This is a genomic window from Flavobacterium sp. 20NA77.7 (genome assembly GCF_031326205.1).
GTDB classification, from domain to species: domain Bacteria; phylum Bacteroidota; class Bacteroidia; order Flavobacteriales; family Flavobacteriaceae; genus Flavobacterium; species Flavobacterium nakdongensis.
The window spans coordinates 1354125-1373699 of record NZ_CP133721.1 but is presented as its reverse complement, the minus strand read 5'-3'; the positions used below and the strand labels follow the sequence as shown (position 1 = coordinate 1373699).

General features: G+C 32.7%; 15 protein-coding genes. 7 read left to right on the top strand and 8 right to left on the bottom strand.

The window, feature by feature from the left end; translation table 11 throughout:
• Positions 1–41: 41 nt before the first annotated feature.
• Positions 42–1502, bottom strand: coding sequence for an aminoacyl-histidine dipeptidase (locus RF683_RS06135; RefSeq protein WP_309531459.1), 1461 nt, complete (start codon positions 1500–1502; stop codon positions 42–44).
• Positions 1503–1612: 110 nt separating this feature from the next.
• Between RF683_RS06135 and RF683_RS06130 the strand changes: the two genes are divergently transcribed.
• The 4 genes from RF683_RS06130 to RF683_RS06115 are packed head-to-tail and all read left to right on the top strand — an operon-like array spanning position 1613 to position 5553.
• A complete protein-coding gene (locus tag RF683_RS06130) occupies positions 1613–2689 on the top strand; it encodes a DUF3810 domain-containing protein (protein ID WP_309531458.1) in 1077 nt (358 codons plus the stop codon).
• Positions 2679–3872 (top strand): LETM1-related biofilm-associated protein, encoded by a 1194-nt coding sequence (locus RF683_RS06125; protein WP_309531457.1) that lies wholly within the window; start codon positions 2679–2681, stop codon positions 3870–3872. The genes RF683_RS06130 and RF683_RS06125 overlap by 11 nt, the downstream gene beginning before the upstream one ends.
• 49 nt (positions 3873–3921) lie before the next feature.
• Positions 3922–4734 (top strand): orotidine-5'-phosphate decarboxylase, encoded by an 813-nt coding sequence (gene pyrF, locus RF683_RS06120; protein WP_309531456.1) that lies wholly within the window; start codon positions 3922–3924, stop codon positions 4732–4734.
• A 12-nt stretch (positions 4735–4746) separates the two neighbouring features.
• A complete protein-coding gene (locus RF683_RS06115) occupies positions 4747–5553 on the top strand; it encodes an ABC transporter substrate-binding protein (protein WP_309531455.1) in 807 nt (268 codons plus the stop codon).
• A gap of 159 nt (positions 5554–5712) precedes the next feature.
• On the opposite strand, the gene RF683_RS06110 is transcribed toward RF683_RS06115, so the two are convergent.
• Complete coding sequence (locus RF683_RS06110; protein ID WP_309531454.1) at positions 5713–7065, bottom strand: hypothetical protein; 1353 nt, start codon at positions 7063–7065, stop codon at positions 5713–5715.
• Positions 7066–7329: 264 nt separating this feature from the next.
• Here RF683_RS06110 and RF683_RS06105 point away from each other — a divergent pair, with 264 nt between their 5' ends.
• Positions 7330–7500: a hypothetical protein gene (locus RF683_RS06105; protein WP_298656974.1), complete on the top strand. Its 171-nt coding sequence runs from the start codon at positions 7330–7332 to the stop codon at positions 7498–7500.
• A 55-nt stretch (positions 7501–7555) separates the two neighbouring features.
• Here the strand turns inward: RF683_RS06105 and RF683_RS06100 are convergent, their stop codons facing one another.
• Both RF683_RS06100 and RF683_RS06095 read right to left on the bottom strand, forming a co-directional pair.
• Entirely contained in the window at positions 7556–10006 is a 2451-nt protein-coding gene (locus RF683_RS06100; protein ID WP_309531453.1) for a TonB-dependent receptor, read from the bottom strand.
• Positions 10007–10075: 69 nt separating this feature from the next.
• A complete protein-coding gene (locus RF683_RS06095) occupies positions 10076–10417 on the bottom strand; it encodes an ArsC/Spx/MgsR family protein (protein ID WP_309531452.1) in 342 nt (113 codons plus the stop codon).
• A 54-nt stretch (positions 10418–10471) separates the two neighbouring features.
• Between RF683_RS06095 and RF683_RS06090 the strand changes: the two genes are divergently transcribed.
• A complete protein-coding gene (locus tag RF683_RS06090; RefSeq protein ID WP_309531451.1) occupies positions 10472–11371 on the top strand; it encodes a CPBP family intramembrane glutamic endopeptidase in 900 nt (299 codons plus the stop codon).
• A gap of 2 nt (positions 11372–11373) precedes the next feature.
• The gene (locus tag RF683_RS06085; RefSeq protein ID WP_309531450.1) at positions 11374–12414 is read left to right on the top strand and encodes an AMP-binding protein; all 1041 of its coding nucleotides are present in this window, start codon (positions 11374–11376) and stop codon (positions 12412–12414) included.
• 6 nt (positions 12415–12420) lie between these two features.
• Here RF683_RS06085 and RF683_RS06080 read toward each other — a convergent pair whose 3' ends face one another.
• The 4 genes from RF683_RS06080 to RF683_RS06065 all read right to left on the bottom strand — a co-directional run bounded on the left by RF683_RS06080 (position 12421) and on the right by RF683_RS06065 (position 19574).
• The gene (locus RF683_RS06080) at positions 12421–14046 is read right to left on the bottom strand and encodes a M1 family metallopeptidase (RefSeq protein WP_309531449.1); all 1626 of its coding nucleotides are present in this window, start codon (positions 14044–14046) and stop codon (positions 12421–12423) included.
• 94 nt (positions 14047–14140) lie between these two features.
• Positions 14141–16060: a beta-L-arabinofuranosidase domain-containing protein gene (locus RF683_RS06075; RefSeq protein WP_309531448.1), complete on the bottom strand. Its 1920-nt coding sequence runs from the start codon at positions 16058–16060 to the stop codon at positions 14141–14143.
• Between the two features lie 2 nt (positions 16061–16062).
• Positions 16063–18219 carry a GH92 family glycosyl hydrolase gene (locus RF683_RS06070; RefSeq protein WP_309531447.1) on the bottom strand — a complete coding sequence of 719 codons (2157 nt, stop codon included), beginning with the start codon at positions 18217–18219 and terminating at the stop codon, positions 16063–16065.
• Complete coding sequence (locus RF683_RS06065) at positions 18210–19574, bottom strand: sugar porter family MFS transporter (RefSeq protein WP_309531446.1); 1365 nt, start codon at positions 19572–19574, stop codon at positions 18210–18212. Before RF683_RS06065 ends, RF683_RS06070 begins: the two co-directional genes overlap by 10 nt.
• Position 19575 lies beyond the last annotated feature (1 nt).

Here is a 19575-nt window from a genome sequence, read left to right as displayed (position 1 = left end):
CCTGCTCCAAAAACTGAAACAGGCATGTGTATAGTTAAAAATTAGTTTAGGGGTATGTTTTGTAAAATTTCCAAAACAAACTTCCAATATTTTTGAGCCGAACTAATACTCGCTCTTTCGTCGGGGCTGTGTGCGCCTTTAATGGTTGGTCCAAAAGAAATCATATCCATTCCTGGGTAATTTGTTCCTAAAATACCACATTCTAAACCGGCATGACATGCTACTACGTGCGGTTTAGTGCCATTTTGTTTTTCATAAATAGCAGTTAGTACATCTAAAATTTCAGATTTTGGGTTAGGTGTCCATCCTGGATAGCTGCCAGAAAACGTTACTTCACAGCCCATTAATTCATACGCTGCACGTAAGGCGTTTGCTAAGTCAAACTTAGATGTTTCAACGGAAGATCGTGTTAAGTTTTCAATTCGAACAGTTCCGCCACCAACAGTTACTTTAGCAATATTATTAGAAGTTTCTACTAAATTATCAAAATCCGCACTCATTCGATAAACACCATTATGTGCTGTGTATAAAGCGCGTGTTAAAAAGAATTGTGCCGCTGCAGGCATTACCTTGGCAGGAACAGTTGTTTTTTCAATTTGTATGTCTAAGTTTTGCTCAGTTGTAGCAAATTCTTTTTTAATTTCTTCAATGGTTTGTTGTATATCTACATTAAAAGCGGCATCATACAATTCGGCAACAGCTACATGTGCCACGCTTTCTCTAGGAATAGCATTGCGTAAACTTCCACCGTTTATGGTGCTTATTTGTAAGCCAAAATCTTCATACGCATTAAATAGAATGCGGTTCATGATTTTGTTTGCATTGCCTAGTCCTTTATCAATGTCCATGCCACTGTGTCCGCCATTTAATCCTTTCACAGTGATGGTATATCCAATAGAATTTGAAGCTACATCTTCTTCATCATATTCGGCTACTGCCGTAACGTCTAAACCACCTGCGCAACCTATGTCAATTTCGTCGTCTTCTTCAGTGTCTAAGTTTAAAAGAATTTGTCCGTCTAGTAAGCCTCCTTTTAAGCCCATTGCACCCGTCATACCTGTTTCTTCATCTATGGTAAACAAAGCTTCAATGGCTGGGTGAGGAATATTTGTGCTTTCTAATATTGCCATAATGGTAGCTACTCCTAAACCATTATCGGCTCCTAGTGTAGTGCCTTTAGCACGCACCCAATCGCCATCTACATACATTTCGATTCCTTGTGTGTCAAAATCAAACAAGGTGTCGTTATTTTTTTGATGTACCATATCTAAATGCGATTGCATAACAATGGTTTTTCTATTTTCCATACCCGCTGTGGCTGGTTTTTTGATGATTACGTTGCCTACTTCATCTTTTAAGGTTTCTAAACCTAATTTTTGACCAAAATCAAGCATAAAAGCAATTATACGTTCTTCTTTTTTTGAAGGACGAGGCACGGCGTTTAAATCGGCAAATTTATTCCAAAGGGCTTTGGGTTCTAAGTTTCTAACTTCTTGGCTCATTGTTTTTATTTCAGGTTTAACGTTTTATGTTTTAAGATGACAAAGTTACAAAGTATAATTACTTTAGTAAATGAATTTCTAATTATATTTACATATTTAAAACTGATTTTGTGAAGAAGCGTTTTATTCTACCTGTTTTCTTACTGATTCAAATTCTTTTGGTTCAAGTGTTGGCTTGTTTTCCTGAAGTAGTTGAGGCGAATTACAGTAATGGTATGTATTCTATAATTTCCAGTTTAGAACGTTTGTTGTTGGGGTGGTTCCCCTTTTCTATTGGGGATTTGTGTTACATGTTGCTTCTATTTTTAATAGCAAAATGGTGGTGGAAAAACCGTATTGGATTTTTTAAAAATTGGAAACAACATCTGCTAAAAGTACTTTCGTTCGTGTCGGTATTGTATTTTTTGTTTCATTTACTTTGGGGGTTAAACTATTACAGAATTCCTTTGCATAAGAAGATGCAACTTAAATCCACGTATTCGTTTACGCAATTAGAACGATTTACGCATAAAATGGTACAACAAACTAATGCGCTGCAAACAGCCTTGACTCAGGATGCCGCTACTAAAGTGCAGTATGATTATACAGAAAATGAAATGTATGCCAAAGCAATTCTAGGATATGAAGCAATGCCCCAAACTGTAAAATTACCGCGATATACACATACAAGTGTGAAGTCTTCGTTGTTTAGTTATCCCTTGAGCTATATGGGGTTTGGTGGTTATTTAAATCCGTTTACCAATGAAGCTCAAGTCAATTCGTTAAAACCTAAATACACTTCCCCAATAACTATTTGTCACGAAATGGCTCATCAGCTGGGTTATGCCTCAGAAAACGAGTGCAATTTTATAGGGTTTATGGCAGCTTGGCATCATAAGGATTTATATTTTAAGTATTCGGCAAGTACATTTGCTGTGACTTATTGTTTGTATCATTTAGAATTAATGAAAAAGGGGAGTAGTAAGCGTTACAAGAACCAACTTAACGAAGGCGTTTTACAAAATTTTAATGAAAATAAACTATTTTGGCAACAACATCAAACGATTATAAATGATTTTTTTGCCTACTTTTACGATCATTTTTTAAAGATGAACAAACAAAAAGACGGGATGGAAAGTTATAGCAAATTCATGAGTCTTTTGCTTAATTATGAAGAAAAATATTCGATAGTTCTGTATGCACATTAACCCTTCAATACCCGGATGGATAGCAAAATTTTCACAGCAATATAGTGAAGATTTACAGCTTTATACAGATGATTTAAGTTATTTTTCGGCGTGTCAACAAAGCGGGTTAATATATGGGTATGTGGTTGATTATCATGTAAGTGCTTCCATCGATGATTCGCACTGGGACACGGTAGAAAAAACAAAAGTAGCTTTTTTAACCGCTTTGTTTTGCTTGTATAAATTACGAAAGCCAACCTCAGATTTTACTGAATTTGAATCCGAATTAATCCTGTTTTATACTAAAATTTCCAAGTCAAAATTTAGTTTTCTACATGCTATTTTGCCAGAGAGTCATGTGTCTCAAAAATTAGAAAGTATAATTGATGATCGCATTCAAAGTAATGTGAATGTCGTGGCAAAGAGTTTTTCGCATATTGTAACAAATGCCATGTTGTTTATTGACGTTTTAGCTTTTGATCGTTTTCTAACAAATGGGGCTATTGAATTGAAGTTTTTTAAAGAAATGGAGCAGAAGTGCATGACCTTAATTTTAGCTTCGTTGCAAGTGAAAAAGAATAAAACCACTTATGATGATTTACTAGTTAAATTGTTTGAAAACTCATTGCGTTACACCAAAAGCTCAGATGAGTTAGCCTTGTATAATGTGATAGTTGACACGATTATACATGATACACTATTGCAGCGAATGTATTTGTTAGATATGGCGCAAATGGCACTTTGGAGTGATGAAATTCAGGATAGAGATGAGCAAATTTATATGAATGATTTAATATCTAGTTTTAATTTAGATGATTACATTCAAAAAAATGATAATCAATTACATAAATTTATTTTAAACTATAAAAATAATCTTCCTTTTTTTAATACAAATCATCCTGTAAAGCATTTTTACAACAATGCACAAGACATGATTTCGAAGTTGATTATTCGAAACAAAAAAAGATTGGTAAAAGAACTTTCAGAGAGTAAAGAGTTGGTTAAGTTATTAGGCAAATCAACAGCAACCGAATTGACCTATGAAGAAAAAAAAAAAGTAAAAAAACAGCTGCTTGATATTTGTAAAAGTGTACCTTCGCTTACTATTTTTTTACTTCCAGGTGGCAGCTTATTGTTGCCGCTATTAATTAAATTTATCCCTCAATTGTTGCCGTCTTCCTTTAATGAAAATTTAGAAGATTAAAGAGGTATAAATGATTTTTTTACTTAATTTTGGCAACAAATAATTGTCTATGACAACGCAACAACTCATTTCTCAAATTTTTTCAAAAAAATCTTTTCTTTGTATAGGTTTAGATGTGGATATAGAGAAAATTCCATCACATTTACGAATCACTGAAGATCCCATTTTTGAGTTTAATAAAGCCATTATAGAGGCCACACATGATGTATGTGTAGCCTATAAGCCAAATACTGCGTTTTATGAAGCCTATGGTATAAAAGGATGGCAGTCTTTGGAAAGAACAATTGCCTATATCAATCAAAATTACCCTGAAATATTTACTATTGCTGATGCAAAACGAGGCGATATCGGAAACACTTCTTCCATGTATGCGAAGGCTTTTTTTGATGATTTAGCCTTTGACTCAGTTACAGTAGCACCTTATATGGGAAAAGATTCTGTAGAGCCTTTTTTAGCCTTTGAGAATAAGCATACTATTTTGTTGGCATTAACGTCAAATGAAGGCGCGTTTGATTTTCAAACGTTGCAAGTGAATGGAAAGGAAATCTATAAAACTGTTTTAGAGACTTCTAAGACATGGAAAAACAGTCATAATCTAATGTATGTAGTGGGCGCCACTAAGGCTGAATTTTTTACTGAAATTAGAAAAATTGTACCCGATAGCTTTTTGCTAGTTCCTGGAGTTGGTGCACAAGGTGGAAGTTTATCTGAAGTGTGTAAATACGGTATGAATGAAAATGTTGGTTTATTAATTAATTCGTCTCGAGGTATTATTTATGCTTCTGCAGATGTTGATTTTGCTGAAAAGGCTAGGGAAGAAGCTGTAAAATTGCAACAAGAAATGGCTTCATTAATACCTTAAAATTAACAAAACGTGAAGCAATTTATAGATCAACTAGGCACGACACATACATTTGAACATACCCCTTCTCGTATTGTTTCTTTAGTGCCTTCACAAACAGAAACATTATTTGATTTAGGTTTAGAAGATGAGCTTGTGGGAGTAACCAAATTTTGTGTACATCCCTTTCATTTAAAAGCTACAAAGACAATTATAGGTGGTACCAAACAAGTAAATGTAGCTAAAATAAAAGCCTTACAACCCGATATCATTATTGCTAATAAAGAAGAAAATACACTAGAGATTGTAGCGCAATTAAAAGAAATTTGCCCGGTGTGGGTTACAGATGTGCTTACAATTGAAGATAGTATTCAAGTCATACGAGATTTTGGAAATTTATTTAATAAACGTACTGATGCGCAAAAATGGATTCAAAAGATAACTTTTGGATTAAATGATTTTTACGAATTTATTAAATCTAAATCAGCTCAAAAAGTGGCCTATTTTATTTGGGCAAACCCTTATATGGTAGCAGCAGGAGAAACATATATTAATGAAATGTTGAAGTTGAATAAGTTTGAAAATATATACGATTTCAATCCCAAGTATGAAGGACGTTATCCTGAAGTAATTATTCAAAAAATGCGCATTCAAGGTGATCCCGAGTTGGTACTGTTGTCTTCAGAACCATTTCCGTTTGCAGACGAACATGCTTTTGAATTGGGGCGACATACCCATCACGCTCGAACCGTTTTTGTTGATGGGGAATATTTTTCTTGGCACGGAACAAGACTCGTAAAAGCATTTGACTATTTTAAAGTACTACACAATACGCTATAAAAAAACAACTAAACTTTCGCTTAGTTGTTTTCTTAACTAAAAACTAACCCTAACCAATATTGAAATACTAACTATTTCTGATACAAAGTTGCACTAATTTATTGAATGAGGGTGTTAATTAAATGTTATATCTATGTTATTGATTCTTAAAATAATACTTTAAATACCAAATCTAAATCCGAAATAAGCATCAGCTTGTTTAGAATTGTTCATAGCGGTAGAAATAATAGAATTTGATCCTATGTAAAACCCACCTACACGTATTCCAATACCAGTTGTGAATTTTGATATTTCATTTTGTGTTAAAGGTATAAAAACTTCAAATGTTTTAATTGAGAATCTTGGAATTAGTGTGTATGTATTTTGAGTAGTTATTTGAGTATTTTCACTTTCATCAATAATTTTTTGATTTACAATTCCTGTTATGTAAAATTTACTTAATATTTTTAAATCTGCATATAAGTTAACTGTTGTTGGCATTTTTACTTTAAAAGCAGACGAACTTGTTGTTTTTTGAAATAATTGTGCATTTTGACCTGTTGCTAGCTGCTGTTCTAATTCTTGGAAACTATTTATATTTTCAAACTGACTTAAATTTAGACTTTGTGTGCCACTAATGTTTAGTGTATAATCAATAGATGTGTTATGGTCTGTTTTAAAATTCATACTACCAATGTTTTTTATAGAAAGCCCTGCGTGCAATAGGATGTTTTTTGAGTCTTTATCTTTAAAAGAATAGGTTACTCCTAAATCTGCCGCAATACCATTAATGCCTTGGTTAAAAAAGTTTGTGAAATTTGAAGAATTGTTAAAGTCATTTCCTAATATGCTTGAATATGATAGGTTAATAGCTGCGTTAGCGTTTGTTACAATATAATTTCCGCCTACATTTGTAATTGTACCCGAGAAGTTAGAAGCTCCAAAATTAGCATAAGCCCCTGGGAAAAGCACTTTCACTGTTGCTCCCCCAGCAATTTTGTGACGACCTAATTCAATGATTTTTCTAGCTACACTAAAATCAAGTTCACCCCATGTGGTAGCATTTATACGTTGATTTTCTTTGGACAAAACTAAATTAGGTAAGGCACTCGTAAAACTACCACTTTGTATAGCATTTCCTAAACTTGTGTTAATGTCTATTAAGTTTGCTTTAATTGAAGCTTGTGTAGAAACTGCATAACTCCATCTACCTAATTTAAAAGCGACTCCTGGTCCAATTATTAATCCATCAATTCTAGCATTTGTAGGTTCGTTACCTTCAAAAAATTTAGATTCTAAATTACTTCCATTTACTAAGTCATTAAAAGAAAGTTTGTTGTTAGAAAAAGTTAGACTCATATTGTAAATATTTACATCTATAAGCATGTTCATATTTGATAATTCGGCTGGATTTAACGTAGCATTTAGTAATCCACCTCGTTTTGAAGTAGTAATGCCCAAAAAATGATCTTGACCCTGTATGGTTTGTAAGCCAATGAAAAATAAGGATACTTTCAAAAAAATGTTTTTCATAGATAGGTAATTATTTGCTTTTAATTTGTTATTTGTATCGCCTTATCTTTATAGCCGTTTGCTCATATAACTTGATAGGTATGGCGTTTACATATTTTCTTATTTTACTTAGCAAAATAATAACGATATTAGTAAGGAGAATATTGTATTTCAAAAATAAGGATAAATTGTTAAAAATAATTTAAAAAAAATCAATTTTAGATTTGCAAAAAAAAATATATGGCTTACCTTTGAACAGAATTCACAAAATAATTTCCGGAAAACATGTTTGAATTTCAACAGTATTTAGGTTTCATTCTTTTCTTAACCATTTTAACTATAGGTTTTTGGTTAATGTTTTTCTTGGTAGGTTTCGTTCAATATTGGGTTGGAGGAGCTATCATTGAATTGCTAAAAGAGAGAAGAGAGAAAAAATTAGCTGAGCAAGAGCAATAGTTTACGTTCACTAAATAAAAATCCCGATAAGTACTTATCGGGATTTTTTATATTTTTAAAATTCACCTCCACCGTCATCTTCTCGTTTTGGCATTTTTTCTTTTTCATTTTTCTGTTTGTTGAAGCGGTATGTAAATGAAAGAGTAATTTGTCTCACACGCCATTGCATTGCAGTATCTGAATCAATTTGACCTGGAATATACGTTTGCATACGTCTAATTCTAGAATTAAATACATCATTTACATTTAAAGAAATAGTGGCTTTATCTTTCATGATGTCTTTACTAAAGGCTAAATTCATAGCAAAAATGCCTTTAACCATGCCTTGTGCTGTTCGTTGAGAACCATTGTAGGTTACGTTGGTTTGCCAATCAATTTTATTTGGAAACGTGATTTTGGAATTTAATCTTGTAAACCAACTTGATGCAGTGTTGTCAAGGTTTTGTGTTTTAGTAATACTTGTATTTGTATTATCTACATAAGTATATGAAAAATTACCTTTAGTTTCGGTTCTAAATACATTTAAATTACTATTTAACTTCCACCATTTATAGGGTATATAATTTAATGTGAACTCAAACCCAGATCTATTTTCTTCTCCAATGTTTACAAAACTCATGGTAGTAATAGGAATGCCATTTTCGTTTAAACCTTCTACATAACGTACATGTTGAGCCGAATTTTTAGTATAGTTATAATAAACGGATGTGCTTAGTGTTATTTTTCCCATTTTTTTAAGGAATCCCAAGTCTACCGCATCAGTTAGTGAAGGATTTAAATCTGGATTTCCTCTAAAGAGATTAATGTTACTCGAATACGTGCTAAACGGATTAATTTGTCTTCCACGTGGACGATTAATTCTTTTACTATAATTTAAGGATAAATTAGTATCATCACCTAACTCATAAGTAAAGAACGCGCTTGGGAAAAAATTAGTATATTTTTTGGTTTTAAATTGTGAAGACGTTAATTGGTTGATTTCTATATTTGAATCTTCAAAACGTAAACCATATAACATACTTAATTTGTTTACTTTAATACCCATTTGAGTATACAAGGCATTTACATGTTCAATATATTCTAATACATTTGTAAAAGAGGTATTAATTACGCCATTATTAAGTACAGCATAATCTGTGTTTTGATTTAGAAAATTTCCTCTATAGCCTGCTTCAAGTTGAAAAACATCATTTATAGGAAACACATAATCTGTTTGGATTAATGTTCTCTTTTGTTTTTGATTATTCTTAGTGTCATCAATTGTTGTAGTTGAAGAAAGGGTAGAATTATCATAGATAACGGAATTGCTAAAATTTTTACTTTCTGAAATGGATACGTCAGCTGTTAATTTGTGACCAGATTTTTTAAAGTTTTTAATAAAATTAGAATTAAACTCGATGTTATCTTCAAGTTGCTTTTCAAGATTTAATCTGTTTCTGTAAAAAGTATATATTCTATTGGCATCATAATTATAGTAATCTACATCTTCTTCATTAGTTCCCTTGTTTTTTCTATAATTAAATCCATTTGTCCAGGTGGTAGATTTGTCAATAAACCAATCTAATCCAAAACCACCATTATAGCCTTTATTGATTCTTGAATTGTCTCTGTTTTCGTCAATATATCTATTTGCAGAATTGTCTGGGTTTAAATATTTTGTTTCTACATCAGAAAAGCCCGGATTACTTTTATAGGTATACCCTTGTATAGTAAATAGGTTGATTTTACCTGTTTTGTAATTTAAAGTTCCATTTATTCCATGATTGTCTGGAATACCTGTAGTCGCAATTAAAGTTCCATTAAAACCTTTTATTTTTCCTTTTTTTAAGACAATATTTAAGATTCCTGCTCCTCCTTCTGCGTCATAACGTGCTGAAGGATTTGTAATTACTTCCACTTTATCTACGGCATCTGCTGGTAACATTTTTAAGGCATCATTAATACTAATTGCATTAGATGGTTTTCCGTCAATTAATACTTTTACATTTTCATTTCCTCTTAGGCTTATTGTTCCTTCAACATCAACAGTTACAGAAGGAATATTGTCTAATACATCACTTACTGTTCCTCCTTTAACCATTAGGTCTTTTCCTAAGTTATATACTTTTTTGTCTAGTTTAATTTCAACAGTTGTTTTTTCTGCTCTAATTTCAACGACTTCAATTTCCTTTGCATCTTCTTCAAGCAAAATATTGCCCAAATTTGTGTCGCCTGCAATATTTTGCTGATTTAGGGTATTAGTTTTATACCCCATATATTCAAACTTAATATTATAAATGCCGTTAGTTACTTCTAATGAAAAATTACCATTACCGTCTGTTGCTGTTCCTGTAATTAATTTGTTTGTGTCAGACTTATAGGCCGAAAGTGTAACAAACTCCATCGGTTTGGAAGTTGTTTTGTCAATTACTTTACCTGTTACAACCGCTTTTTTGAAAGAAGTTTGTGCCAGTAATGTGGTACAAAATAAAAGGGTAACAAGACTAATTATTTTTTTTGATAACATGTTATGTATTTTAATGCGCCAAATATACATTCTTTAATGTGTATTTTAGCTAATTGTGTGTTAAAGAAATTATAATAGCGTATTTATTTTTTCTGCTGGACGGGCAATTACAGCTTTATTGTTTGTCATAACAATCGGTCTTTCAATTAGTCTTGGAAAGTCAACCATAGCTTTAATGATTTCCTTGTCAGTCATTGATTTTTCTTTAAAATTAGAAATCCATTCTTTTTCTTTTGTCCGCACTAATTCAATAGGTTTACAATTCAATTTGCCAATGACTTCTGTGAGTGATTCAATGGTAAATGGAGTTTCAAAATAATTTATTATTTCGAAAGGCTGATTTAACGATTCTAAAAAACAAACACCTTCTCTTGATTTTGAACAACGATTATTGTGATAGATGGTTAGCATGATATTTTTTTTACAAAAATAATAATTGTAATTTAGACCTCTAAATAAGTAAGCATGTATATTGAACAATTACAAAAATATAAACCAAAATTAGTGTTATATCTTCCTATTCCATTTGGGTTTTTAGGGTTAATGATTTATAACTATATGAGTACCGCAAATTTAGATACAGCTAAACTCATGCAAGATTATATTAAAAATTTTGGGGAGAATGTTACATTTATGTTGCTTATTGTACCCTTTGCTATATTTTTACTAGGTTTATTACTGTACAATAGACATGTACAAAATAATTCCATTAGATTATTGACGACTTCAAGAACCAAAATAGATTGGCGTCGTGTCTTTTTTTCATTTAGTGTATGGGGTATATTTACTGTAGTTTCCACTTTAATTTCCTTTTGGCTAATGCCTCAAGATTTTGTTTGGAATTTTAAACCCTTTCCTTTTTTTGTTTTTTTACTTTTAGCCGTTATTTTTATTCCACTTCAAACTTCTTTTGAAGAATATTTATTCAGAGCCCACCTATTACAAGGCTTGGGGTTGGCCACTCAAACAAGATGGGTGCCATTAATAGTCACATCTGTTTTATTTGGATTGATGCATGCAGCCAATCCAGAAGTAGAAAAAATGGGGTTCATAATTATGTTGTATTACATAGGCACAGGCTTGTTTTTAGGAATACTTACATTAATGGATGAAGGCTTAGAGTTAGCACTAGGTTTTCATGCAGCTAATAATTTAATTGGAGCATTGTTACTTACTTCCGACTGGTCTGCTTTTCAAACAAATTCATTATTTAAAGACGTTTCTGAGCCTCAAGTAGCTTTGCAAATTGTTGTGCCTGTTGTATTAATTTATCCCCTATTGTTGCTGATTTTTTCAAAAAAATACAAATGGAAAAATTGGGATCAAAAGTTATTTGGCTCACTACAAACCATTGAAACGGAATAGTTATGTCTGCATTCATTCATCCCGATTTTAAACTAAACGGACAGTCTTATGGCCTATTAGAGTTGCTTGCTTTAGCTTTACAATGGTCAAAAGAAGGGATGTTGTATGAAAAAGAGATAGGTAATTTTCTTTTAGATTGGTTGAATAATGAAACGCATCTTATGGTTACAACTTCTGGTTCTACTGGTAAACCAAAAAAAATATATTTGTCAAAAAGTGCTATGAAAGCTTCGGCAGAAGCAACGGCAAGTTATTTCCATTTACAACCAAAAGATACCGCTTTACTTTGTTTATCTGCTCAGTATATAGCGGGCAAAATGATGCTGGTAAGGGCGCTGCAAATAGGCATGCATATAGATGTAATAGAACCTTCAACTATGCCTTTGCAAACATTGACTAAGTCATATGATTTTGCAGCAATGGTACCTCTGCAAGTGGCACAATCGCTGTCTGATTTATCAAAGATAAAAACGTTGCTTATTGGTGGTGCAAAATTGCAGCCCGAATTGGTTTCAAAATTAGCACAACTTCCCACTCAAATTTATGAAACGTATGGCATGACAGAAACTATTACACATATAGCGGTTAAGCGAGTAGGAGAATCTAATTTTTCTTTATTACCTCACGTGAAAATAACCGTTGATGAACGAAATTGCTTAGTTATTCATGCTCCCTTTATTTCGGAAGAAGCTATAGTGACCAATGATGTTGTGGAAGTATGTTCACCTACCCAATTTAAATTAAAAGGACGCTGGGATAATGTAATTAATTCAGGGGGCATAAAAATTTTTCCTGAAGAGCTTGAAGATACTTTAAGTGCCTATATCACTTCACGCTTTTTTATAGCTGCACAACCCGATGAATTATTAGGCGAAAAAGTTATTTTAGTTCTTGAATCTGCACCTTTTGAATTAGATAATTCGGTTTTTGAAGCTTTAACAGCTTATCAAAAACCAAAAGCGGTTTATTTTGTTCCAACATTTATTGAGACACCTACACAAAAAATAAATAGACCTAAAACCCTAGAATTAATTAGTCGCTAGTATCGATTACTCTTTTTTACTCACTTTAATGTAAAAACGTTTGGTTGCTACATCAATGTCTTGAAGTGTTACTCCATTATCAACAGCTAGCTCTTTTATGGCAGTAGTAGGGTAGATACGCATCGTTTTTCCTTGAATAGTTATATCTATAGGCATAGAAAATTCTGGAAGTGTATTTTCCCAACTGTATTCTAAATTAGCACTATTTTTATGAAGTACCAAACGAGGTATTTTTGTAGTTGTAAGGTATTGCATGAATACAGGAGTTAGGTCTAGACCACTTTCTTTATTAAAAAAATCAATTACAGTTTTAGTATCAATGATTTGTTTTTTGTAGGTTTCGGAATAATCACGTAGTAATTTCCACCATTTTACATCGTCGTTCAGGATGTGTCTAATTGTATTTAACATCAAAGCTCCTTTATAATACATGTCGCCACTACCTTCATGATTTACGCCAAATTTTCCAATAATAGGACGATCATTTCTTACGCTTTTGGCTTGACCATTAACATATTTTAAAGCTTCATCATAGCCTTTAGTACATTCAATAAATACGGTTTCTGTATAGGTAGTAAATCCTTCATGAATCCACATATCGGCAATGTCTTTACTAGTTATGCTATTTCCAAACCATTCGTGTCCTGTTTCATGAATGGTTATATAATCAAAGAACATACCTGCACCAGTTCCTGATAAGTCATAGCCCATGTACCCTTTTTTATACTTGTTTCCATAGGCTACAGCACTTTGATGTTCCATTCCTAAATAAGGGGTTTCTACTAATTTGTACCCGTCCTCAAAGAACGGATAGATGCCAAATTTAGATTGAAAGCAATCCATCATGGGTTTAACATCATTGTCAAAGTGCATTTTTGCTTTAGCTTCATTTTCGCGAAGCACATAGTAATCTAAGTCGAGTCCCTTATGATTATCATGAATATGAACATAATCACCAACATTTAACGTAATGTCATAATTGTTAATGGGGTTTTTTACTTCCCAATCCCAACGCGTATAACCATTTTTAACTTTTGTACTTCCTAGAAAACGGCCGTTAGAAACATTCATTAAACCATCAGGTACAGCCACTTTTATAGAAGCACCATTATCGGGTTCGTCTGTTTGAGTGTCTTTGCATGGATACCATAAACTTGCCCCTGTACCTTGAACGGCTACTCCAATCCAGGGTTTTCCTGAGGTATCTGAAGAAAACACAAAACCACCATCCCAAGGTGCATTTTTAGCTACATGTGGATTGCCTGAATAGTCAATTTTTAGTTGGTGTAACGAGCCTTTTTGTAATTTTTTAGCAAATTTGATAAAAATAGCATTGTATTCTCGGGTAAACGTTACTTTAGTTTTGGCATCTAAAACCATGTTGTCAATAGCCATATTGTCAAATAAATCGAGTTGAATTACTTGGGAATCATCATCTAGTTTAAACGAAATGGTAGTACTACCACTTAAAAAACGTTCTTGTGGATTTAGGGTAAGGTCTAAATCATAACGCAACACATCAAAACAGGTGCGTTCTTCACGAAGCCCACCTTGCAAAGAATCTTTTTTGGTAAAGGTTTGTGCATAACTAATTAGGGCACAAAAAAATAAGGCAATACTATAGTGGTACATACGGTTGCATTTATTTATATCTGTCTATCGTTGGGTTAATTTGTTACAAGGATAGAAGTTATTTTATAATAATATGATAAATAATTTAGATTTACTAAAAACTAACTTGTCTTAAAATGGTTTTGCCAAATGGGATAAGCGTAATGTTTTCTAATTGATTAGTGGTTTTATTTTTTGCTTTCAAAATGATCTGACCATTATTGAAAGTAGCTTGATTATCCTCAATAAATTCAAAACGATTGATATTAATTGGCTTATAGGTTAAATCATCAAAATGAGTGAAATACGATTTTCCTCTTTGCTCAATAGCTTCAATGGGTTTCGCATAAAACAATGCGCCGTAGCTAAAATATTTCTCTTGATTTGCATCTTCTTTAATTTGAATTTCGGTTTTAAATTCAATTTGAATTTTATCCTCATTTCCAAATTTTCTATCAATAACTATGAAATCATTTTCCAAAACATAGCTTTCATTAGTTATAACTTTACTAGCCCATGCTGGTTTTCTAATTTTGATTATAGGTTGCACAAAATTAGGATTTGAAATCTTGAAGGTAAATGTATTCTCATAAGGATATTCCGTAATAGTTTCTATTTTAATAAATTGATTTTGAATTTTTGTTTCTACAGAATTAGGCATTAAAAGTACATTTACAAGCATGTTTTCGTTTTCTTTTAGCCATGATTTTTCAATGAAATAAGGAGTAATTCTACCCGCATTGGGATTGCAACAAACCGCTACATCTTGATGTGCAGGTGAATATTTGTATCTGGTTTGATTGCGGTTAGGCTCCACTTCACCATTTTTTGTACCCATCATTTCAAACGAATTATCGGTCTTTAGATAAGCAATACAAGAATGATTCGGGTTTCTAGAACCTTGAGCTGCATTGTAGAAAATAGTCTCTATGATTTCTGCCGTTTTAGGATTTCCTTGCTTTTGTAATAAAACGGTATAACTGTCTAATAATTCATGTAACGAACAATATTCATAACCTGTATGAGTTGCATCTGCAGTTCTTTCGGCAATCCATTCATCGCCAATAGCCCCACCTGTTAGTGTTGTAGCTTGTTCAATTCTTCGAATATAAATTTCTAGTGCTTTTTGTAATTCACTATTGTTTGAGGCGTAAGCAGCTACAATTAAAGGACGTAAATGCTCGTAGGTATGCACACCATGCGATTGTAGCTTGTAATTTGGATTTAAAATATTGTTCAATTGCACATCTTTTTCGGATTGATAGGTTTTGCTAAAATCTAAAAATAAAAATAGGGCATAGTCTGCATATTTTATATTGCCTGTGATTTGATACATTTTATCTAAAACATCGGTAAACGTTAATCCGTGTGAAACACCACCATTAAAAGCTTTGCCTGATTCAAACGGACTTGATTTACCTATTGGATAATTTATCATTACATTATCCACAGCTTTAACTAAGGCATTCCATACTTTTTTATCTTTTGAATACTCATAATACGCTAGTAAACCTCGATACATAGTAGCTTTTGACCATAACTCGCCATTTTCTGAATTGAAATTATACCGTAATTCTTTATCGTAAATACCAATATAGCCATCTTCATCTTGCGATTTCAAAACTTTTTGAACATATTGTTCCACTTTTTTAAGTCCTGCTTTGTCATTCAATAGGATTACATTTCTAATGTACCCATCCCACCAATTGGATTGTGTTTCGCTGTTCCACCATTTGTATTGTTCGCTGCCTTCAGCATCACCTTCTTTATTGTTCCCTAAATCTTTAACCGTACTGTTTTTATGCAATCTACCAGTACTGTAAATTGGGTCATTGATTAAGTCAGGCACCAATTTATCCAAATTACCCACAAATCCATCAACATCTTTTTGCATTTGTGTCTTCAGCCATCCGGTTGGCTTGATGCTCCCAAAAGGTAGTATTTGATATTTTTCAGCCACTTTATTTTGGTTTTGACCATGTAATGTCAAAGTGAATAAAGTGAAAATTAGTAGTGTTTTATGAATATTTCTCATAATTAGTTTTGATTTGTCATTTGAAAATTAAGTGTTCCGCCATTTATAATATCCGAATAGTTTATAATTGGTTTACTTAATTCTATATTGTTTAGTTTTTGAGTGTTTGAATAACTATTCTCTTCAGAAAAATTAGATGTACTTATGGTAAATTTTTTATTATTTTTTAGATGGATTGTAGCGTTTTTAACTTGAGGCACACCCAAAACAAATTCGCCATTTGCTGGATTTACAGGATAAAACCCTAATGTAGATAAAATATACCAAGCCGACATTTGACCGCAATCGTCGTTACCTATCATTCCATCTGGTGTATTGTTGTGAAATTCGTTGATGATTTTATGAATGTATTTTTGTCCCACTTTTGGTGTATCTGAAAAAGCATATAAGTAAACAATATGATGACTCGGTTCGTTACCATGTGCATATTGACCAATCATGGCTTCTTGTCCTAAAAATTTATTTGGATTGACACTTTCAATGGTGAAAAAATCATTTAGTTTTTTGGTGAATTCCTTTTTTCCTCCCAATAGATTTTTCATACCCTCTACATCATATTGCGTTGGAGTCCAAAAGTATTGCCAAGCATTTGCTTCGGTATAATCGCCTGGATTGTTCATGGGTGAGGTAGCTGTCAAAGGGTCAAATGGCCTTCTCCAATTGCCATTGGTATCTTTTCCTCGAAATAAATTGGTATTCGCATCAAATAGATTTTTATAATAATGGGCTCTTTTTTTAAAGGAAACTTGATTTATTTTATCGTTTAAATTCTCAGCCATTTCCGCTACACACCAATCGTCATAGCCACTTTCTAACGTTCTTGAAACCGCTTCATTATCTAATTTATCAAAGGGATAATAGCCATATTGATTATACAATTCCCAATCGGAATTAATGTGACTTTTGGTTGAAGTTTCAATCATGGCTTTGAGTGCTTCGTCTTTGTCAAAACCCTTAAAACCATTGGTATAAGCCGATAAAATCATCGATATTGCGTGATTGCCTATCATACAATAATTATCTTGTCCCCAAGCCGTCCAAATAGGTAAAAATCCAGCGGCTTTATGATGCAATAATAAGGTGTTTATGATACCATCAATTTTTTCAGGCGCAATAATTTGCAACAAAGGAAAAGCACCTCTGTAAATATCCCAAATAGATAAAGTAGAGAAGTATTCCTTATTTGGTGCATTATTGATTGCATCATTAGCGCCGCGATAGTTACCATCTGCATCGGCAATATTTGAGGGTTGTAATAATAAATGGTATAGCGAAGTATAGAAGATTTCTTTTTGTTTTTGAGGTGCTTCGATGTCAATTCGGTTGAGATAATCATTCCAAACTTTCTCGGCATTTAGTTTTACTTTTTCAAAATTCCAATGCGGTATCTCAGATTTCAAGTTCAATTGTGCACCTTCAATACTAACAGTAGATAATGCAATCTTTGTTTGTAAAATTTTATTATCAGCTAAATCAAAACCAATTTTAAATATGGGTGCATTTTGCTTTTTACCTTTCGGAAGCTCTTGTATTTCTGAAAAAGGAGTTTCAAAATGTATCGTAAAAAAATATTTTTTGGTTACCCATCCTTTGGTTTTACAATACCCTGAAATCGTTGTATTATTTTCAATTTTAATATCATTCTCTAACACCAAACTATCGTTTAAAAATTGAATACCGTGTTGAAAATCCAACAACAATTGCGCTTGTTTGTCAGGATAAGTATATTTATGAAAAGCAACTCTTTCTGAACACGTTAATTCTACTTTAATACCATCTTTCTTAGTTAAAGTGTAATAACCAATACTTGCTTTTTCTGAGTCTTTATGATAACTATTTTTGTATTTTATTTTATTTTGATTGAATGGTAATAAAAGGATATTACCCATTTCGCCAATTCCTGTGCCACTAAAGCGCATTTGTGAAAAACCTAAAAGTAACGTATCTTTGTACTGATAGCCGCTCGTGTGGTTCCAACCTTCAATTGAATTGTCAGGTCCCGGTTGCACCATTCCAAAAGGCATAGAAGGGCCTGGAAACGTATGACCTGTACCATCAGTTCCTATAAAAGTATTTACAAACTTGGCATTGTTTTGAGCATTTACACTTAAAATAGTAAGCAAAAACACTACACAATAAAAGGTTTTTTTTATTTCCATAAAGTATCCATTTGTTCGAGGGTTTTATTCTTGGTTTCAGGCACTTTTTTCCAAACAAAAAATAATGAAAATAAGCAAATTACAGAAAACAAGTAAAATGGAAATGCACCATTAAAATGATCTTTCAACCATTGGTTTTCAACTAAAGTAGGAAAAAATTGAGTTACTATAAAATTTGCCACCCATTGAATGAAAACACTAATTGCCAAAGCTAAACTTCTTATTTTAGTAGGGAAAATTTCAGATAATAATACCCATACGATTGGACCCCAAGAAATACTAAAAGCGCCCATAAATAGCAGTAAGAAAGGTAACACCCAATTTCCAACAGCATCAAAATAAATGAAAAGACCAACGGCAGCTAAGGCAATAGTCATACCAATAGAACCGATGTAAAGCAGTGGTTTTCTACCCATTTTATCTACTAATTTAATGGCAAACAGAGTGAAAATTAAATTCACAACACCTAAAATGCTTGTTTCTAGTAGCGAAACATCGGTAGAGCTTCCTAGGCTTTTAAAGATTTCTGGAGCATAATACAAAATGGCATTAATTCCGGTTAATTGCTGTAAAATAGAAAGTCCGATACCTACAAAAAGTGCTTTTTTAAACATTGAACTACCTAAATGTTTCCACTGATTTTTATCTTCTTGATGTAATGAATTTTCAATTTCAGATTGAACTTGAGCTACCTCTTCAGCCGTATTTAATTTTTGAAGAACTGCAATGGCTTTGCTGGTTTCGCCTTTATGAAATAACCATCTAGGACTTTCTGGAATTAGAAAAATAAAAATTAGAAATAGGAGCGAAGGAATAATTTCAGAGCCAAACATCCATCGCCAGCCGATATTCAAATTCCAATTGGCATCACCCTGTAATGCGATAAAGTAATTTACAAAATATACCACCACAATTCCAATTACAATAGCCAATTGATAATTTCCTACTAAGGCGCCGCGTCGTTTAGGCGGAGCAATTTCAGCAATATACATGGGTACAACCATAGAGGCAATTCCAACACCAATTCCACCAACAATACGAAATAGTACAAACATCGTAAACGAAGTAGGGAAGGCCGTTCCGACAGAATTTAGAATAAAAAGTATCGCTGTAATAAACATGGTTACTTTTCGTCCAAACGTATCACTTAAAAAATCGGAGAAAAAAGCACCAATTAAACAACCCACCAATGCGCTAGAAATTGCCCAACCTGTTTCAACAGGCGATAAATGAAAAAATTCGGTTAAATTTCCGATAGCACCAGATATAACAGCTGTATCATATCCAAATAATAAGCCACCCAATGCGGCGCTTAATGCGATAAAAAGAATGTAGTATTTGTTATTTTTAGCCATA

Excerpts from the sequence above, each read along its gene's own strand:
- RF683_RS06105 (WP_298656974.1), top strand. The coding sequence starts at position 7,330 with ATGTTTGAATTTCAACAGTATTTAGGTTTCATTCTTTTCTTAACCATT.
- RF683_RS06100 (WP_309531453.1), bottom strand. The coding sequence starts at position 10,006 with ATGTTATCAAAAAAAATAATTAGTCTTGTTACCCTTTTATTTTGTACC.
- RF683_RS06075 (WP_309531448.1), bottom strand. The coding sequence starts at position 16,060 with ATGAGAAATATTCATAAAACACTACTAATTTTCACTTTATTCACTTTG.
- RF683_RS06070 (WP_309531447.1), bottom strand. The coding sequence starts at position 18,219 with ATGGAAATAAAAAAAACCTTTTATTGTGTAGTGTTTTTGCTTACTATT.
- RF683_RS06065 (WP_309531446.1), bottom strand. The coding sequence starts at position 19,574 with ATGGCTAAAAATAACAAATACTACATTCTTTTTATCGCATTAAGCGCC.
- pyrF (WP_309531456.1), top strand. The coding sequence starts at position 3,922 with ATGACAACGCAACAACTCATTTCTCAAATTTTTTCAAAAAAATCTTTT.
- RF683_RS06135 (WP_309531459.1), bottom strand. The coding sequence starts at position 1,502 with ATGAGCCAAGAAGTTAGAAACTTAGAACCCAAAGCCCTTTGGAATAAA.
- RF683_RS06095 (WP_309531452.1), bottom strand. The coding sequence starts at position 10,417 with ATGCTAACCATCTATCACAATAATCGTTGTTCAAAATCAAGAGAAGGT.
- RF683_RS06080 (WP_309531449.1), bottom strand. The coding sequence starts at position 14,046 with ATGTACCACTATAGTATTGCCTTATTTTTTTGTGCCCTAATTAGTTAT.
- RF683_RS06110 (WP_309531454.1), bottom strand. The coding sequence starts at position 7,065 with ATGAAAAACATTTTTTTGAAAGTATCCTTATTTTTCATTGGCTTACAA.
- RF683_RS06090 (WP_309531451.1), top strand. The coding sequence starts at position 10,472 with ATGTATATTGAACAATTACAAAAATATAAACCAAAATTAGTGTTATAT.
- RF683_RS06125 (WP_309531457.1), top strand. The coding sequence starts at position 2,679 with ATGCACATTAACCCTTCAATACCCGGATGGATAGCAAAATTTTCACAG.
- RF683_RS06085 (WP_309531450.1), top strand. The coding sequence starts at position 11,374 with ATGTCTGCATTCATTCATCCCGATTTTAAACTAAACGGACAGTCTTAT.